The organism is Bacteroides sp. L008 (genome assembly GCF_040812255.1).
GTDB lineage: Bacteria > Bacteroidota > Bacteroidia > Bacteroidales > Bacteroidaceae > Bacteroides > Bacteroides vicugnae.
Genome location: NZ_JBFNXO010000001.1, coordinates 2,585,284 through 2,601,741, shown reverse-complemented (window position 1 = coordinate 2,601,741; position 16,458 = coordinate 2,585,284). Strand labels below are relative to the sequence as shown.

At 42.9% G+C, this 16,458-nt stretch carries 13 protein-coding genes and 1 riboswitch; of the genes, 5 read left to right on the top strand and 8 right to left on the bottom strand.

Annotated features, from left to right (window positions below):
- Nucleotides 1–110 precede the first annotated feature (110 nt).
- The gene (locus tag AB3G73_RS10420) at nt 111–4,037 is read right to left on the bottom strand and encodes a response regulator (protein ID WP_367744798.1); all 3,927 of its coding nucleotides are present in this window, start codon (nt 4,035–4,037) and stop codon (nt 111–113) included.
- Between the two features lie 92 nt (nt 4,038–4,129).
- Between AB3G73_RS10420 and AB3G73_RS10415 the strand changes: the two genes are divergently transcribed.
- Nucleotides 4,130–5,050 (top strand): hypothetical protein, encoded by a 921-nt coding sequence (locus AB3G73_RS10415; RefSeq protein ID WP_148365036.1) that lies wholly within the window; start codon nt 4,130–4,132, stop codon nt 5,048–5,050.
- Between the two features lie 111 nt (nt 5,051–5,161).
- Here the strand turns inward: AB3G73_RS10415 and AB3G73_RS10410 are convergent, their stop codons facing one another.
- Nucleotides 5,162–6,442 carry an O-acetylhomoserine aminocarboxypropyltransferase/cysteine synthase family protein gene (locus tag AB3G73_RS10410; protein ID WP_367744797.1) on the bottom strand — a complete coding sequence of 427 codons (1,281 nt, stop codon included), beginning with the start codon at nt 6,440–6,442 and terminating at the stop codon, nt 5,162–5,164.
- A gap of 129 nt (nt 6,443–6,571) precedes the next feature.
- On the opposite strand from AB3G73_RS10410, the gene AB3G73_RS10405 reads away from it, so the two are divergent.
- Nucleotides 6,572–7,612 carry an N-acetylmuramoyl-L-alanine amidase gene (locus AB3G73_RS10405; protein WP_367744795.1) on the top strand — a complete coding sequence of 347 codons (1,041 nt, stop codon included), beginning with the start codon at nt 6,572–6,574 and terminating at the stop codon, nt 7,610–7,612.
- Nucleotides 7,613–8,221: 609 nt separating this feature from the next.
- Here AB3G73_RS10405 and AB3G73_RS10400 read toward each other — a convergent pair.
- From AB3G73_RS10400 to accC, 3 genes are read right to left on the bottom strand one after another with little or no spacing between them, the layout of a single operon-like run.
- Nucleotides 8,222–9,757, bottom strand: a complete 1,536-nt coding sequence (locus AB3G73_RS10400) for an acyl-CoA carboxylase subunit beta (RefSeq protein ID WP_195650055.1) — start codon at nt 9,755–9,757, stop codon at nt 8,222–8,224.
- Nucleotides 9,758–9,776: 19 nt separating this feature from the next.
- Nucleotides 9,777–10,286 carry an acetyl-CoA carboxylase biotin carboxyl carrier protein subunit gene (locus AB3G73_RS10395; protein WP_008650400.1) on the bottom strand — a complete coding sequence of 170 codons (510 nt, stop codon included), beginning with the start codon at nt 10,284–10,286 and terminating at the stop codon, nt 9,777–9,779.
- 22 nt (nt 10,287–10,308) lie between these two features.
- A complete protein-coding gene (gene accC / locus AB3G73_RS10390; RefSeq protein WP_148365031.1) occupies nt 10,309–11,823 on the bottom strand; it encodes an acetyl-CoA carboxylase biotin carboxylase subunit in 1,515 nt (504 codons plus the stop codon).
- Between the two features lie 131 nt (nt 11,824–11,954).
- Nucleotides 11,955–12,159: riboswitch (cobalamin riboswitch) on the bottom strand.
- Between the two features lie 169 nt (nt 12,160–12,328).
- On the opposite strand from accC, the gene AB3G73_RS10385 reads away from it, so the two are divergent.
- The 3 genes from AB3G73_RS10385 to AB3G73_RS10375 all read left to right on the top strand — a co-directional run bounded on the left by AB3G73_RS10385 (nt 12,329) and on the right by AB3G73_RS10375 (nt 13,540).
- Nucleotides 12,329–12,652 (top strand): co-chaperone YbbN, encoded by a 324-nt coding sequence (locus AB3G73_RS10385; RefSeq protein WP_148365030.1) that lies wholly within the window; start codon nt 12,329–12,331, stop codon nt 12,650–12,652.
- 248 nt (nt 12,653–12,900) lie between these two features.
- The gene (locus AB3G73_RS10380; protein WP_007766544.1) at nt 12,901–13,218 is read left to right on the top strand and encodes a type II toxin-antitoxin system RelE/ParE family toxin; all 318 of its coding nucleotides are present in this window, start codon (nt 12,901–12,903) and stop codon (nt 13,216–13,218) included.
- A 7-nt stretch (nt 13,219–13,225) separates the two neighbouring features.
- Complete coding sequence (locus AB3G73_RS10375) at nt 13,226–13,540, top strand: HigA family addiction module antitoxin (RefSeq protein WP_148365029.1); 315 nt, start codon at nt 13,226–13,228, stop codon at nt 13,538–13,540.
- A gap of 1 nt (nt 13,541) precedes the next feature.
- On the opposite strand, the gene pncB is transcribed toward AB3G73_RS10375, so the two are convergent.
- From pncB to AB3G73_RS10360, 3 genes are all read right to left on the bottom strand, one after another.
- Nucleotides 13,542–14,708, bottom strand: coding sequence for a nicotinate phosphoribosyltransferase (pncB, locus tag AB3G73_RS10370; protein WP_195650056.1), 1,167 nt, complete (start codon nt 14,706–14,708; stop codon nt 13,542–13,544).
- Between the two features lie 228 nt (nt 14,709–14,936).
- Nucleotides 14,937–15,542: a TetR/AcrR family transcriptional regulator gene (locus tag AB3G73_RS10365; RefSeq protein ID WP_195650058.1), complete on the bottom strand. Its 606-nt coding sequence runs from the start codon at nt 15,540–15,542 to the stop codon at nt 14,937–14,939.
- 136 nt (nt 15,543–15,678) lie between these two features.
- Entirely contained in the window at nt 15,679–16,458 is a 780-nt protein-coding gene (locus AB3G73_RS10360) for an SDR family NAD(P)-dependent oxidoreductase (RefSeq protein WP_367744792.1), read from the bottom strand.

The window sequence follows — 16,458 nt, the reverse complement described above, 5'->3', positions numbered from 1 at the left end:
GAGAGACAGAAATGTGCCCTTGTGAAAGTCCGTATTTCTGTATTGTTATGTTTTGAGGACGTTCCCGTATTTCCCATTCCCTTTTTCCCCCGGGGACGTCCTTTTTTCCTTTAATCCTGCGAGTGATATTGGGTAGGCAATACTCCGAACATCTCTTTAAAACATTTACTGAAATAACTCGGTGTAGCGAATCCCACTTTTTCCGATATTTCAATAACGGTCAGTTCCGTATGAGTCAGTAATCCGGCAGCTTTCTTCAAACGGATGCTTCGGATAAATTCTGTGGGTTTCTGTCCGGTGATAATTTGCAGTTTACGGTAAAGATTCATTCGGCTCATACACATGTCGTCACTGAAAGCTTCCACGCTATAATCACTGTTATCCAGATTCTTTTCGACCAGTTCGATTGCTTTTTCCAGAAATCGTTCGTCTACTTTGGAGGAAGTGAGATCTTCCGCATTAACCTCAATGCCTGACAAGAATATCTGTTTCCGTTTTTGCTGCAATGCCAGCAGATGCTGGATCCGGTTCTTTAAAATATCCATGTTGAAGGGTTTTGTCAGGTAGCAGTCTGCTCCCGACTGATATCCTGCCAGTTCGTTTTCGTCACCTGTGCGGGCAGTAAGCAGGATAATGAAGATGTGTGAAGTCTTCATATTCTCTTTCAGCCGGAGACATAATTCAAACCCGTCCATTCCCGGCATCATGACATCACTCACAATGATATCCACTTCTTTCTCATTGGCGATGGCTTCCGCTTCTTCTCCGTTGGAGGCTTCCCATACCTGATATTCTTGTGATAACTGCTGATACATGAATTGGCGGAATTCTTCATTGTCTTCTACAATCAAAATGGTCTTCCGGGCATCTGATGAGTTCGTTTCAGTTGCTCCGGATTCATCCGGTATATTCTCCTCTCTCGGTAGCAAACGTTTATCAACCAGATTGGTCGGAAGATAGACACAAAATTCAGTTCCTTCTTCTTTATTGCTTTCCACTTCTATAAAACCTTGATGCATGGCGACATATTCTTTCACAATATGCAGTCCGATGCCGCTTCCTGCTGTTGCCTGTCTGTGGGTGTTTGCCCCGATCTGATAATAGCGGTCGAATATATGGGGAAGTTCATCTGCTGCTATTTCCTGTCCGGTGTTCTGCACGATGATGCAGACGTATTGTATCCCTCCTCTGTTCTCCATTTTGAAAAACACATCGATTCTTCCTTCCGGAGGTGTAAATTTGAAAGCATTATTGAGTAAGTTGTAGAGAATCCTGTGTACTTTATCCCGGTCAAGATACATATAAAGCGTTTGTTTCAGTGGTATGACTGAAAAGCGAATCTGCTTGTTGTTCGCATACGACTTGAATGCTTCGCAAGTAGTTGTGACAAATTCACTGATATCTGCATTCGTCAGATTCAGTTTTTCTTCGCTCACTTCCAGTTTGCGGAAATCCAGTAATTGATTGACTAATTGCAGCAACTCTTCAGCATTGCGATAGATGGAAGATAACTGTTGCTTTAACTTGCCGTCCTGCATCTCCGAAAGCAGACTGCTCAGAGGAGTGATAATCAGCGTCAGTGGAGTGCGTAAGTCGTGGCTGACATTCGTAAAGAAACGGAATTTCATCTGTGTCAGTTGTTCTTCCAACTGTTCCTGTTGCTTCCGGTGCAGACGGTTGAAGTAGAACTTTATGACTCCTGCCGCTATCAGAATAAAAGAAAGCATATAAAGGGCGTATGCCCACCATGTCTCGTACCATGCCGGTAGACGATTGATTTGCAGGCAGGATATGGGCTGTGCCCAACAACCGTGAATGTCCGTCGCTTTAATTTCCAGTGTGTAGTTGCCTTTGGGAAGTTTGGTGAAATACGCAGTGTTTACTCCCGGAGGAAGTGACTTCCAGCTTGCATCCCATCCTTTCAGACGGTAGGCATAACTGATTTGTCCGGCGTGTAAGTGTTCTAGCGTAGAAAAGGATATTTCTACATTGATATTATCAGGATTCAATTCTATTTGCCGGGTATTTATACCTGTTATTTGTGTTTTTCCGTCTATTTTGATGGAGGATATAACGGGCTTTATATCGTTGGGAGATTGATCCAGCTCTGCAGATGGGGTAATCAGACAAAAAGCACCGATCCCTCCGAGGCAAATCGTTCCGTCTTTCATTTTGCGGATGGAAAGGAAATAATCCACTTGAATGAAGCGGTCGGAATTATACAGTACTCTAAATGAATGATTCGTAGGGTTGTACTCTTTTACGTATGGGTCTGCCAATATCCACAAATGTCCCAAGTTGTCTATCTCCATTCCTTTGATAGCATCTCCGTTTGTGTTGCAGGCATTCTCTTCCCGGGAGATAACTTTAGTTTGCGGATGATAGCTGTACACATTTCCTTCCAAAGTAGCTACCCACACTTTACCATCAGGAGCGATGAGGACAGATGAATAGTTTTCTCCTTTCCGAATCGTATGTCCTTCTCCTTCCGGGGAAAAATATTGGAACTCCAATGCTTCTGTAATGCAGAATATCGTTCCGTCCGGGGCAACTGCCAGGTCGTTTATCATATTCGCACTCCCCTGAAACTTTTTGAGTTCCCCTTTGGAAAGAGAATATTGATAGATGGCATTTTCTGTGCCTATCCATAAGTTTCCCTGATTGTCCTCGCTTAATACACGAATCTGTCGGACATCCGGCAGTTGGATCTCTTTTGTCAGTTTCATCTTCATGCCTTCATGTTGCAGATGCAATAGACACGCATTATCGGATGCAGCCCAGATTCCGGGTTGAGTATGACATTTCTCGATACATTTTATGATATTATACTTTCCTGTTTCTTCGGAAAAATCCGATGCAAAAGAAATCTGTTCGGAAGCAGGATGGTAGATGGATAATCCGGTTCTTCCCTGCCATATCCAATAATAGTCCCCTTCTTGAATCGTTCTGTCTGCCATCACCGGATAACCGGTAATAGCGGACATGGCAGAAGTAGGGTAACGTTTGATTTTGTTGGCGTCGAACGAGAGGATAAACGTATGGGGAGAATATCCTGGAACCCATACATTGCCGGCACGGTCTTCAATGATTCTATCCAATATCTTTTTGCCTTTAGGAAGAAAACTTTCCGTATCGACGGGGTGAAGTGCATTATCTACAATTCGGTAAGCATATAAATCGTCCATCGCTGAAACCCACAACACTTCCTGCCGGCTGTCTTTAAGTAATCCCAGTATTTGAGTTTTATGCGGTGTCTGTTCGTACCCTTCTAAGGTGACGGGTTGTAACTTACAGATTACTTCCTCCGATTGTGGATTGGAAGAAGGGATTAATTGTACAACTCCTTTTCCCCAAGTAGCCACCCAATAGCAATCATTTTGTACATCTTCAATCATTTGTATGGGCGATGCATCACATGTCCATTGATAAGGCGAGAAGCTGTCTGTTGACGGATGATATTGTAAAAGACCTCCCGATCCTTGCAGTACCCAAAGTTGATGTTTTCCATCTTCGTAAAAGTCAGTAACGTTTCGTCTTGTACCCTTCCATTCTGAAGGATAACTTCCAAGACATTTGCCTTCACTGGAAAAGTGGTAAATCATACCTTCGGCCGAAGTCCAGATAGTGCCGTCATGAATAGCCCGGACAGCATCGACTCTTTGCTTCTTGAGTTCCCCGTCTGTTATTTCGTTGATTTGATAATTAGCTTTATCTAATCTGTATAAACCACGTTTGGTGCCGAACCAGATATGATGTCCGTTGTCTTCTGTTATACAGGTAATGTCGTTGCTGGATAGCAGGTGAGGCGTATTTAAGTCCGAACGAAAGACATTAATCTGATAACCGTTGTCACGGCACAGGCCTCCGCCTTCTGTTGCATACCACATATAACCTTCGCTATCCTGAAGAATCCGGTGGATATGTGCTACCGGTAACAATCTTTGAGTAGGAAGCTCCGTGACAACGACTTGTTGAGACGAAATGGAAAGAGTAGTCATTAGACTGAGAATGAGACTATAATAGTGTTTTAAAGTCATGCTTTTTATTTTAATACAGATAGCTGTGTTTTTTCCATACAAAGATAGTCTTTTTTTTACAAATACTTTATATCTTTGCAAAACAATGGCATATGCCGCGATTTAACCATACCACTGAAAATATGAAAACAAAAACTTTATTAGGCTTCTTTCTTCTTTCTCTCATGGCTTTTTGTATATCAGCCTGTCAAGATGATGCAGAGATTATTTTATTTAGCGGTTCCGAATTAATCGACGAAACGGGAACCTGTACGAACACGATTTCTTCTACAGTCCTGTATCTTAATGGATGGGAAGCGGAGAATATCGGGATAGCTAATGGAAAAGGTGGTTACTCGGCACAAAGCTCCGATGAGACAATTGTGACGGCAACGGTCAACGATAACAGGTTATGGCTTAGCTCACACGGCAAAAAGGGGAAAGTGACGGTTACCGTTAGTGATAAAGACGGCAATTATGTCACGCTGCCTGTTACTGTTTCTTATGGTGTACTGACTTTTACATGTCTCGACCAACCTGAATTCCAAGTCTCCAGACCCAATGAAGGTATGTTGTTATTTGACGCAGAAGACGATTTGCAGGAGAAGGTGAATGCGGCAATGGTCTTTTATTCTTTTATTAATAAAGGAGATATCTGTGTGTTACGACCGGATGATGTGTATCGTTTGTCTGAAGAAGGAGAAGGAGGGAAATTCACCTATAAAACAAAGGATGAACAGGTGCTTGTTGAAGGGACATATCGGATAGAATGGGCTTCGCTGGCCGGAAAAAAGAAAAAAGCTTTTGTCTTTACATATACAGGTGAAAATGATGTAGAGAAACAACACACATTCTTTAATTTTAGTCCGTATTTAGGAACTCAAAGTCTTACAAGAGAAAGAGGTCCGATTACTACGGCATGGTTGGAAGATGTATCTGATTCGCCTTATCTCGAAGGTATTTTACCTGCGGATAGAACAGTTGTATACTGGGTGGATACAATGATCTCCAGTTTATCTGCGGAGGAAGTGTAATCCGTATCTCCGTAATGATGAGGGTACAAGATTTTCTTTGTGTAAAATAAAAAGGCACAGGAACTTTTCATTCCCGTGCCTTCTTTTATGGGCTATACCTTTACAGCATCCTTATGCGTTCAATGCTTGTTCGATATCAGCAATAATATCATCTGCATTTTCGATACCTACCGATAGACGGATCAGGTCTGGGCGTACACCTGCTTCCATCAGTTGTTCATCCGTCAACTGACGGTGAGTATGGCTTGCCGGATGGAGCACGCAACTACGTGCATCCGCCACATGAGTAACGATCGCAATGAATTCCAGTGAATCCATAAACTTGATAGATACGTCACGTCCGCCTTTCAGTCCGAAGGAGATGACTCCGCAGGAACCGTTCGGCATATATTTCTGTGCAAGGCTGTAATATTTATTGTCCGGCAGTCCGCAATAGTTTACCCAGGCAACTTTCTCATTTTTAGAAAGATATTCAGCTACTTTCTGCGCATTACGGCAGTGTTGAGGCATACGCAGGTGCAACGTTTCAAGTCCCAGATTCAATAAGAAAGAATTTTGCGGGCTTTGGATGCTGCCGAGGTCACGCATCAGTTGGGCAGTTGCTTTGGTGATATAAGCACCTTTGCCGAATGCTTTAGTATAAGTCAGTCCGTGGTATGACTCGTCCGGAGTACAAAGTCCCGGGAATTTTTCAGCATGAGCATCCCAGTCAAAATTACCGCTGTCTACGATACAGCCACCTACGCTTGTAGCGTGTCCGTCCATGTATTTGGTAGTAGAATGAACCACGATGTCAGCTCCCCATTCAAATGGGCGGCAGTTGATCGGAGTCGGGAAAGTATTGTCAACAATCAATGGAACCCCGTGACTGTGTGCGATACGTGCGAACTTTTCAATATCCAGTACTTCAAGAGAAGGGTTGGAAATCGTTTCACCGAATAAAGCTTTTGTATTCGGTTTGAAAGCTGCAGAAATTTCTTCTTTGCTGGCATCCGGATTAACGAAAGTCACATCGATGCCTAGCTTCTTCATGGTCACGCCAAACAGGTTGAACGTACCTCCGTAAATAGCGGAGGAGCAAACAAAGTGATCTCCTGCCTGACAGATATTAAAAATGGCATAGAAGTTGGCGGCCTGACCGCTGGAAGTCAGCATAGCGGCTACACCACCTTCAAGAGCGGCAATTTTGGCGGCAACAGCATCATTCGTTGGATTTTGCAGACGGGTATAAAAGTAGCCACTGTCTTCCAGGTCGAACAGGCGGGCCATCTGCTCGCTGGTATCGTATTTGAAAGTTGTACTTTGATAGATGGGCAATACGCGTGGTTCGCCTTTTTTAGGCGTCCATCCTGCCTGTACACACAGGGTTTCCGGTTTGAATTGTTTTGCCATAATGTTATCGGGTTTTAATGTTTTATTTCAAAAAATGTTTTAATGCTGCAAAAGTAGGGAAAATAATTGTATTTTTGCCCTGTTTATGAGTGAAATGATACTCTTGCGAAGGAGATAGTTAATGTAGTTATGAAAAATAAACTCTATATTCTTTTATTCTTAGCTTTTCTTTTTTCGGGCACAACTCTTTGGGCACAGCAGAAGGCAACTCCGAAAGCGGGTGAAGGCATCTCTTCTTTTCTGTTGAGGCACAACCGCTCTCCGAAGAAGTATTACGACGACTTTATTGAGCTCAATAAACAGAAACTGGGAAAGAACAATGTGCTTAAAGTGGGCGTAACGTATGTTATTCCTCCCATCAAGAAATCAGCTTCCGAAAGTTCCGGAACAAAGCAACAATCTCCGAAAGCTAAATCAACAAAAATAGGAACCACCCTCAATGAGCCTCTGTTTGGAAAGCAACTGGCTGATGTGAAAGTCACTTCCAACCGTCTTGCCGGTGCTTGCTTCTATGTGGTCAGCGGACATGGGGGGCCTGATCCGGGTGCTATCGGGAAAGTTGGTAAATACGAATTGCACGAAGATGAATATGCTTATGATATTGCCCTCCGTTTGGCACGTAACTTGATGCAGGAAGGAGCCGAAGTCCGTATCATCATTCAAGATGCTAAAGATGGTATCCGTGATGATTCGTACCTGTCAAACAGTAAACGGGAGACTTGTATGGGCGATCCAATTCCTTTGAATCAGGTGCAACGCTTACAGCAACGCTGCGATAAAATAAACGTCCTTTACCGGAAAGACCGTAAGAACTATTCTTATTGCAGGGCAATTTTTATTCATATTGATAGCCGTAGTAAGGGAAAACAAACGGATGTCTTTTTCTATTATTCGAATAAAAAGGGAGAAAGCAAACGATTGGCGAATAATATGAAAGATACGTTTGAGTCAAAATATGATAAGCATCAACCCAACCGGGGCTTTTCCGGCACAGTGAGCGGGCGTAACTTATACGTGCTTTCCCATACCACTCCCGCTTCCGTCTTTGTAGAGTTGGGTAATATCCAGAATACGTTCGATCAGCGTCGGCTGGTGATGAATTCCAATCGTCAGGCACTCGCCAAATGGCTGATGGAAGGCTTCCTGAAAGACTATAAGGAGAAGAAATGAAATTTTGCTTCTCCTTTCGTGAACAAAATAAAAATCTGAATGTTTTATATATGCAAATCGCCTGATGGCTACTTGTAGGTATGCGAATATATGTAAGTTAGTAATATGCCTCCCCGGCATGACAGGAAGATTGCATAGTAGTTTTGTCGTGTTTTATTTTGTGTTTGTGTTGTGACGGTGCTGCGATGTGAATCGGGGTGCCGTTTTTTTCGTTTCTCTTGAATTCGTTAAAGAGCGCGTTATTTCATTTTCTTATCATATTATTGAATAAAATCTTATCAATCCTGTGAACAAAATCCGGAAATGTATGTTATTTATTGTGCAAATCGCCTGATAAAGCTTCTTATGCGTATGCGAATATAGATAAGTCAAGCAAGATATGCCTCCCCGGCATGACAGGAAGATTGCATAGTAGTTTTGTCGTGTTTTATTTTGTGTTTGTGTTGTGACGGTGCTGCGATGTGAATCGAGGTGCCGTTTTTTTTGTTACATATAAAAGAAACGGCAGGCTTACAAATAAGAAACGAGCTTACAAATCTTCTAAAGCATATCATAGAATCTCTGCAAGCTCGTTTTATGAGTGGTGCTTTTGCGCACCTTATCTAGTTGTTATAAAGGCATATTACCATGCTTCTTGGGCGGGTTTGTCTGCATCTTGTTTTCCGTCATTTCCAGTGCCTGAATCAGACGTTTGCGAGTCTGTCTCGGATAAATGATTTCGTCAATATATCCCAGTTCGGCAGCCTGATACGGAGTAGCAAACTTTTCTTTGTAAGCTTCCAGTTCCTTGGTCTTTGTTGCTTCGTCAGCTTTGCGGAACAGGATATTGATGGCGCCGTCCGCACCCATTACTGCAATTTCTGCACTTGGGTAAGCGAAGTTCACGTCAGCTCCGGTCTGCTTGGAGTTCATTACGATATAAGCACCACCGTAAGCTTTGCGGGTAATCACTGTCAGTTTGGGAACAGTAGCTTCTGCAAACGCATAAACTATTTTTGCACCGTGACGGATGATACCATTGTTTTCCTGTGTATATCCCGGAAGGAATCCCGGAACATCTTCAAAGGTAATCAATGGGATATTGAAACAATCGCAGAAACGGATAAAACGGCTTGCTTTGTCACTGGCATCAATATCGAGAACACCGGCAAGATAAGCCGGCTGGTTCGCTACGATACCTACCGAACGACCTGCCATACGGGCAAAGCCGATAATGATATTCTTTGCAAAGTTCGGCATCACTTCGAAGAAATAACCATTGTCTATAACGCGTTCGATAATGTCTTTCATGTCATACGGTACGTTCGGATCTACCGGAACGATCGTATCCAGAGAAGCATCTTCGCGGTTTGTTTCGTCGGTGCAAGGCTGTTTCTTGGCTTCATCCATATTATTCTGCGGTAAGAAAGAAAGCAGCTCACGGATGCTCATCAGCAATTCTTCTTCGGAATTGCACATAAAATGAGTCACACCACTCTTGCTGCTATGTGTCATTGCGCCACCCAGCTCTTCTTTACTTACTTCCTCATGAATCACCGCTTTTACTACATCCGGACCAGTCACAAACATATGACTCTTATCTTTCACCATAAAGATGAAATCGGTCAGGGCAGGAGAGTAGCAGGCACCTCCGGCGCAAGGACCGAGGATGGCTGAAATCTGTGGAATCACACCGCTGGCCATTGTATTCTGATAAAAAATATCAGCATAACCGGAAAGGCTCTCGATTCCCTCCTGAATACGTGCACCGCCCGAATCATTCAAAGCGATAATCGGGGCACCGTTCTTCAATGCAAGTTGTTGTACTTTCACAATCTTTTTAGCATTGGAAGCTGACAGTGAGCCGCCATATACCGTAAAGTCATAAGCGTAAACAAACACCTGGCGACCGTCTACCTTTCCGTAACCGGACACGATACCATCTCCCGGAATTTTGTTCTTATCCATACCGTAGTTCGTACAACGGTGAACCATCAACTTATCCAGTTCAACGAAAGTACCCTTGTCGAGCAACATCTCGATACGTTCGCGGGCAGTCATTTTACCGCTTTCGTGTTGCTTCTCTATTTTATCAACGCCTCCGCCAAGAGAAGCGATGCGGTCACGTTCCTCGAACGTGGCGTATGCTTTATTTATTTCTTCCATAATGCAATCCGTTCTTATATTATGCAATCGGTTCTAATGTTATTAATGTCTGTTCGCCGGTTATGCTATCACCTTCTTGAACCAGAATTTCTTTAATGCGGCAATCCGAAGTCACTTTGTAGTTGCTCTGCATCTTCATTGCTTCGATAACGATGGCAGTATCTCCCGCTTTCATTTCCTGACCGGCTACAACAGGTATTTTCACTACCTTGCCCGGCATCGGAGAAATGATGCAGTCGTTCTGTTCCTCTTCCCCTTTCTTGCGCATCCGCAGATATTTCGCCTGGCTGTCCACAATTTCTACATTGAAACTGCTATAATGCGTATTCACTTTATAGCTTTTCCCGTTATCACGGCGAATCAGTTGTGCGTTCGAACTGCGTCCGTCCATCAAGATGTTGCAAGTGCCGTTTTCCGCCATCACTACATCTGCTTCAAACGGTTTTCCGTCAATGGTGAGTACTACCTTGTTATCTTCCTTGCTGACCAACTCTACTTCGGCCACACGGTTTCCTATATGAATTTCCATAATTGAATTCTCTTTGTTAAAATTAGATTCTCAACACTCCTTTGTGCAGTCCGAACTCTTTCCATTTGCTGATAGGACGATTGTCGGTAGCCATGCCGCTGTTGTTCTCTTCGAGGTTCATCAGGTAGTCCATATAAGCGGCAATCAGGGCAATATTTTCGGAATGTTCGCTGGTGTGCGTGATGCGTTGTTGCAGATATTCACCGTTCTTGGCGATGAATCCTGTGTCATAGTGACCTTCCACGAAATCGGGAGTGTCCATGATGGCACGCAGATAGCTGATGTTGTTTTTCACACCGGTCAACTTATATTCGTGGAGCACACGGCGCATCCGCTCGATAGCGTATTCGCGGTTGGTAGCCCACACAATCAGTTTACCGATCATCGGGTCGTAGTAGATTGGAATTTCATATCCCTCGTACACATAACTGTCGATACGTACACCAATACTGTTCGGCTCTGTAATCTGTTTGATGATACCCGGGCTCGGCATAAAATTCATTTCTGTATCTTCGGCACAAATACGACACTCAATAGCGTGTCCGCGTTGCTGAATATTTTCTTGTTTCAGCTGAAGCACCTGTCCGTCGGCAACTTTAATCTGCTCTTTCACCAAATCTACCCCAATCACTTCTTCCGTAATCGGATGCTCCACCTGTAAACGGGTGTTCATCTCAAGGAAATAATAGTTGCGGTGTTTGTCAACAAGAAATTCGATAGTACCCGCACCGATGTAGTTCACCGCTTTAGCCGCAGCTACCGCCTTTTCACCCATATCTTTTCGTAGTTCGGGAGTGACGAAAACCGAAGGAGTCTCCTCTACGATTTTCTGGTTACGGCGTTGCACGGAACATTCGCGTTCGCATAGATGAATGACATTTCCATGTTTGTCACCAAGAATCTGGAACTCGATGTGATGAGGCTCTTCAACGAACTTCTCCAGATAAACCGTGTCGTCGCCAAAAGAAGACAACGATTCGCTCTTGGCAGTGGTATAAGCTTCTTCCACTTCCTCGGCACTGTGGATGAGGCGCATACCCTTTCCACCGCCGCCCATAGAAGCTTTCAGCATCACCGGATATCCGATCTTATTGCAAAGCTCTATGGCTTCTTCCACACTTTTCAAATTGTCTTGTGTGCCGGGAACAACGGGTACTCCCGCCTCGATCATTTTGATACGGGCAGCAATTTTATCCCCCATGGCTTCCATTGTTTCCGGATTAGGTCCGATAAAGATGATTCCTTCTTCCTGACATCGACGGGCGAAGGTAGCATTCTCGGACAAGAAGCCGTAACCCGGATGGATGGCGTCCGCATGAGCTGCTTTCGCCACTTCGATGATTTTTTCTATATTCAGATAACTCTCTTTGGATGCTGCCGGCCCTACGCAATAAGCTTCGTCTGCGTAAAGCACGTGCTTCGCGGTCCGGTCTGCTTCGGAAAAGATAGCGATACTCGTTATCTCCATCTCCCGGCAGGAGCGCATCACCCTTACGGCAATTTCACCGCGATTGGCTACTAAGATTTTTTTTATCATACTTTTCTCAATTAAGTACATACTTATTAATGTCTTCCCGTCTAATGGACATACTCCACCCGACGAAAAACAGTATTTTTTTGATTTGGGGCTTAACAAGTGATACTCTTTCTCCTAACCCACGAGGAGGGGAGCGTCTTACACAAAATGGCAGGTCTTCTGACTGACTCTTGTCTTATTTGCCTTCCCGATTAACATCAGTGGCGTTAAATTAGTTCAATTATAAGACATTGAACAGAGCTTCACAGCAGCGGGACTGTCCGGGATTTGCACCCGATTCCCTATTAATCGTCGTCCGTTGGATACGGATTCTGAACCATTTCGGGGGGCAAAGATAAATAAATATTGAATAGGATGTTTCTTTTTTGCACGAAAGTTGCAATTTTGTGCAATGCTTATCTTTAAAACGGATTCTTTAATTAGTGTGTAACCTTGCTATTTTTCTAAACTATATTTCTCCTGATATTGTTAGGGTGATAGTAATTAATTAAAAGGAGATATTCATATGAAAGAAAAGAAAATAGCTCGTGAAGAAAGAAATCAGGAGAAACTGGCTAACGGTGATTGGGTAATGGCAGAGTTTTATGCAACGTGGTGTCCTCATTGCCAACGTATGAAACCGGTTGTTGACGAATTTAAGAAACTGATGGAAGGAACATTGGAAGTGGTATTAGTAGACATCGATCAGGAACCTGCCCTTACAGATTTCTATACAGTTGAGTCGACTCCTACCTTTATTCTTTTTAGAAAAGGAGAACAGCTCTGGAGACAATCCGGTGAATTACCTCTGGAAAGACTGGAAAGAGCAGTGAAAGGATTCAAATCCTAAAAGGTTTTGGGCTGATTGCTATAGCTTTTATTACTATAGTCACAGATAGTATAGAATAAGAACATACCTGCAGCGTTTTTTTATTAATACTGCTATGAATAGAGTTGTGTTGATAAGGTGATAGCAAGTTTTATCTACTAGCTTTCGGACTTTGGCCAAGTTTGATAGAATTGCTATCATTATATCCACTTTTTTAGTGTATTCTGAAAAAAAACTGCTATCTTTGTACTGTCGTAATAAGTAGAGAAATGGTTATTGAGTTTGAAAAGGAATATCTTTCAGAACTTTATTATGAAGGTAAATGTAGCGATAAGAAGCATCGTTTTCAACCTCAAGTAATAAGGAATTATGTGAAGCGAATTGTCATTTTGGCTGAAGCGTTGAATGTAGAAGCACTTTATCCTTTGAATTCGTTGAATTATGAAGTCTTGACGGGAGTTAAAAAAGGTATTTCATCTATTCGGATCGATAAACAATATCGACTGGAATTTAAAATATCGACTACGGATTCCGAACCCATCATAACTATTTGTTCTATAATCGACATAACGAATCATTATAAATAAGAATAGTATGTCTAATTTAGGGTATTCTTTTGTTTCAGTACATCCGGGAGAGATTATAAAAGAAGAATTACAATCTCGTGGAATATCGCAGAAACGATTTGCAGAGGTGGTAGGAGTGTCGTATACGATGCTGAATGATATATTGAATGGGCGTCGTCCTGTATCTACTGATTTTGCTTTGTTGATTGAAGCTGCTACCAATATAAATGCGGAGCTGTTGGTGAATATGCAGACAAGATATAATATGCAAATTGCCCGAAAGGATAAGAATGTTATGGCGCATTTGGAGAACTTACGGAAAATATGTGCAACATTGTTATAATTTAGTTGAGTCGTAACTCATACAGGCAAGCCTGTACCTCTTCAAGGCTGCCGGTATGTTTTCCTTCATCATCAGACAGTTTGATACATTCTCTCCATTCCTGATTGACATTCATCTTACATTGTGTCAGTTTCATCACGATGTTCGAAGGCTCGAATCCGGTATCATTGGTAAGGTTGGTACCGATTCCGAAAGAGCAGCGTATTTTGTTCTGGCAGTATTCCTGAATATCCAATGCCTTGGTAAAGTCGAGGGCATTGCTGAAAACGATGGTTTTGGTTGTCGCATCAATTCCCAACTCTTTGTAACGGGCAACCAGTTTGTCGATAAACTCAAACTCATTACCGGAATCGCAACGCACTCCGTCAAAAAGTTTGGCCTGTTTGCGGCTAAGGTTACTAAGGAAGATACCGGAAGTATATGTATCGGAAAGTGCGATACCCAAATCCCCGTCATAAACATTCACCCAGTTTTCGAGTGCCATATAGTTGGCATGTTTATATCCGAACTGCGCTCCATGAAACATAAACCATTCATGTGGATGAGTCCCCATCATTTTCATTCCATATTTCATTGCAAAGTTACAGTTGGAAGTTCCGGTGCAATAATGTGCCGTCTCGTTCAGCTTCTTGATAACCGTTTCCTGCACATCAATGGAGAATCTTCTCCGTGTGCCGAATTCGGAAAAGCGGAGCTGATGTTGATTCGACAATTCTATTTTCTCCGACAGCTTGCAAAGAATCTCGTTCATGTCTGCTACATTGCCAAAGAAACGGTTTTTGATTTCGGAGACAATCGCGAGCAAAGGCACTTCATACAGCGTCACTTTATAGAGCAAGTCAGTCACCTCCATGTGAAGATGACAGGCTTCATCCAGATGAATATCAATCTTATTCGGGTCGAAACGAAAAGAAGATAACCACTCCCAGTAGACCCTCGGAAGGAATCTGCAGTTTTTCGTCATATATTCCAGTTCCTTTTCCGTAAACCTCAACTGACTAAGATTCTTAATCTCTGTCTTGAGTGCTTTCAGGAAATCTTCGGTATATTGGGTTTCATTCCGGTCGTTGAAACTAAACGTGCCCATTGCATAGGGAAACAGTTTGATATAAGCATACGATGTGGTAAACTTATAAAGATCGGTATCTAGTAATGTCTTAACAATCATTTCGTTCGCTCTTTATATTTTATAACGTCGTAAAGTTAGTATTTGTTGAATGATATAACGACTTAATCATTAATAATTATGCCTTTTTTTATTCGAGGGGAATAAAGCCCTTTTTCAATATATATTTTAAGATCGTTACTGTCGTATTCTACTAAATCCCGGTCGCATCCACTATTTATCAATAGAGAAAGAACCCATATTCCCATTATTGTCATTTTATTCATTTGATTAGAGTTGTTTTTGTAACCAGAGGTCTACTAATAGATTGATGCCTTCTTCCAATTCCTCCCAGCCACTTTCCTGCTGAATTTTGAGGCCGTTGTAGACCGGGCAGTTTTCTTCGAGCAATGCCAGATAACTGATGGCTGCGGTGATGATGGAAGCCATAGCGGCAATCTCTTTTTTCGGATGTTTTGAAAGTTTGCTGACTGCCTCTACCAGCCAGATACCTTTCTCTTCCCGTTTGTTGCGCAACTCTTTCACAAACTTATTGTCCGTTGTCAGTTCCCAGCGATACAGGCGTTTCAATGTATAATTCTCCCGTAACCACATGATTTGTCTTTTGAATATCTGCTTGATAAATGCGGCTAAATGAGTCTGATCCGGTAACTTTTCATCGAAGTTAATCCAATAGTCGTTCTGTTGAATGTAGGCTGCTATCAGTCCATTCAGCGAATTGAAATAACGGTAGATAAGCATTTTTGAAACTTTGGCCTTGGCTGCTACCGCATTGATCCCCAACCCTTCGAAACCGCTTTCTTCGATGATGTCGTTGACGGCTTTAATCAGGGTCATTTCCGTAGCCTGTCTGTTTTTAGTAATCTCTTTTTCCATACTTTGATACTTTTGTTACTGACTGGTCACAAAGATATGTTTCCTATCGGTAACATCAAGGAAAAAGAGATTATTTTTGTAATGGTTGCCGGTTAATAACCTATCATCTTTACCGATAATACGTTATCCGGTCGTTTTATGATAACGCTACTGTCGGATTATGGACGGTCAGTCCGCCATCCACCACAATTGTTTGTCCGGTGATGTATCTGGCATCGTTCGAAGCCAGAAAAGCGATGGTAGCTGCAACATCCTCCGGTTCTCCCAGATAAGGAGTGGCACATTGACCGAGGAAGATATTACGTACATCCTCATTCAGGTTGTCCAATGCAGCGGGAGTAAGTACCAGTCCCGGAGCTACGGCGTTGCAACGGATGTTTTTCTTTCCCATTTGAGTAGCGATATATTTCGTCAGGTTGATGACACCCGCTTTGCTGGCGCCGTATAAAGTGCCGTTGGCATCAGCCGTAAGTCCGCTTATGGAAGCTACGTTGACAATGTTTCCGCCGCCATTGGCAGTCATGATAGGAATGACCTGTTGGGAAAGGTACATCGTGCAGCAGAGATTCAGATGGAATGCTTCATCAAAGTAGTTGATGTCCAGCTTTTCGATGCTAAGGTCACGTTTGGGATCAGTTCCTCCTACATTATTAATCAGTACATCTATTCTTTGATATTCATTCATGGAAAAATCAATCAACTCTTTGCAACTCTGGAGTTCGGTGGCGGAGAAATAGACATGGCGCACGTCAGCCCCTGCGTGCATGAGTTCGTTGGCAAGCTGTTCCGCTCTTTTCTTGGAATGGTCAGCGATGACTACTTTGCCTCCTTCGGAGACAATGCGGCGTGTGGTTGCTTCGCCTATGCCACTGGCAGCACCGGTGATGACAACTACTTTATTTTCGAATCTGTTCAT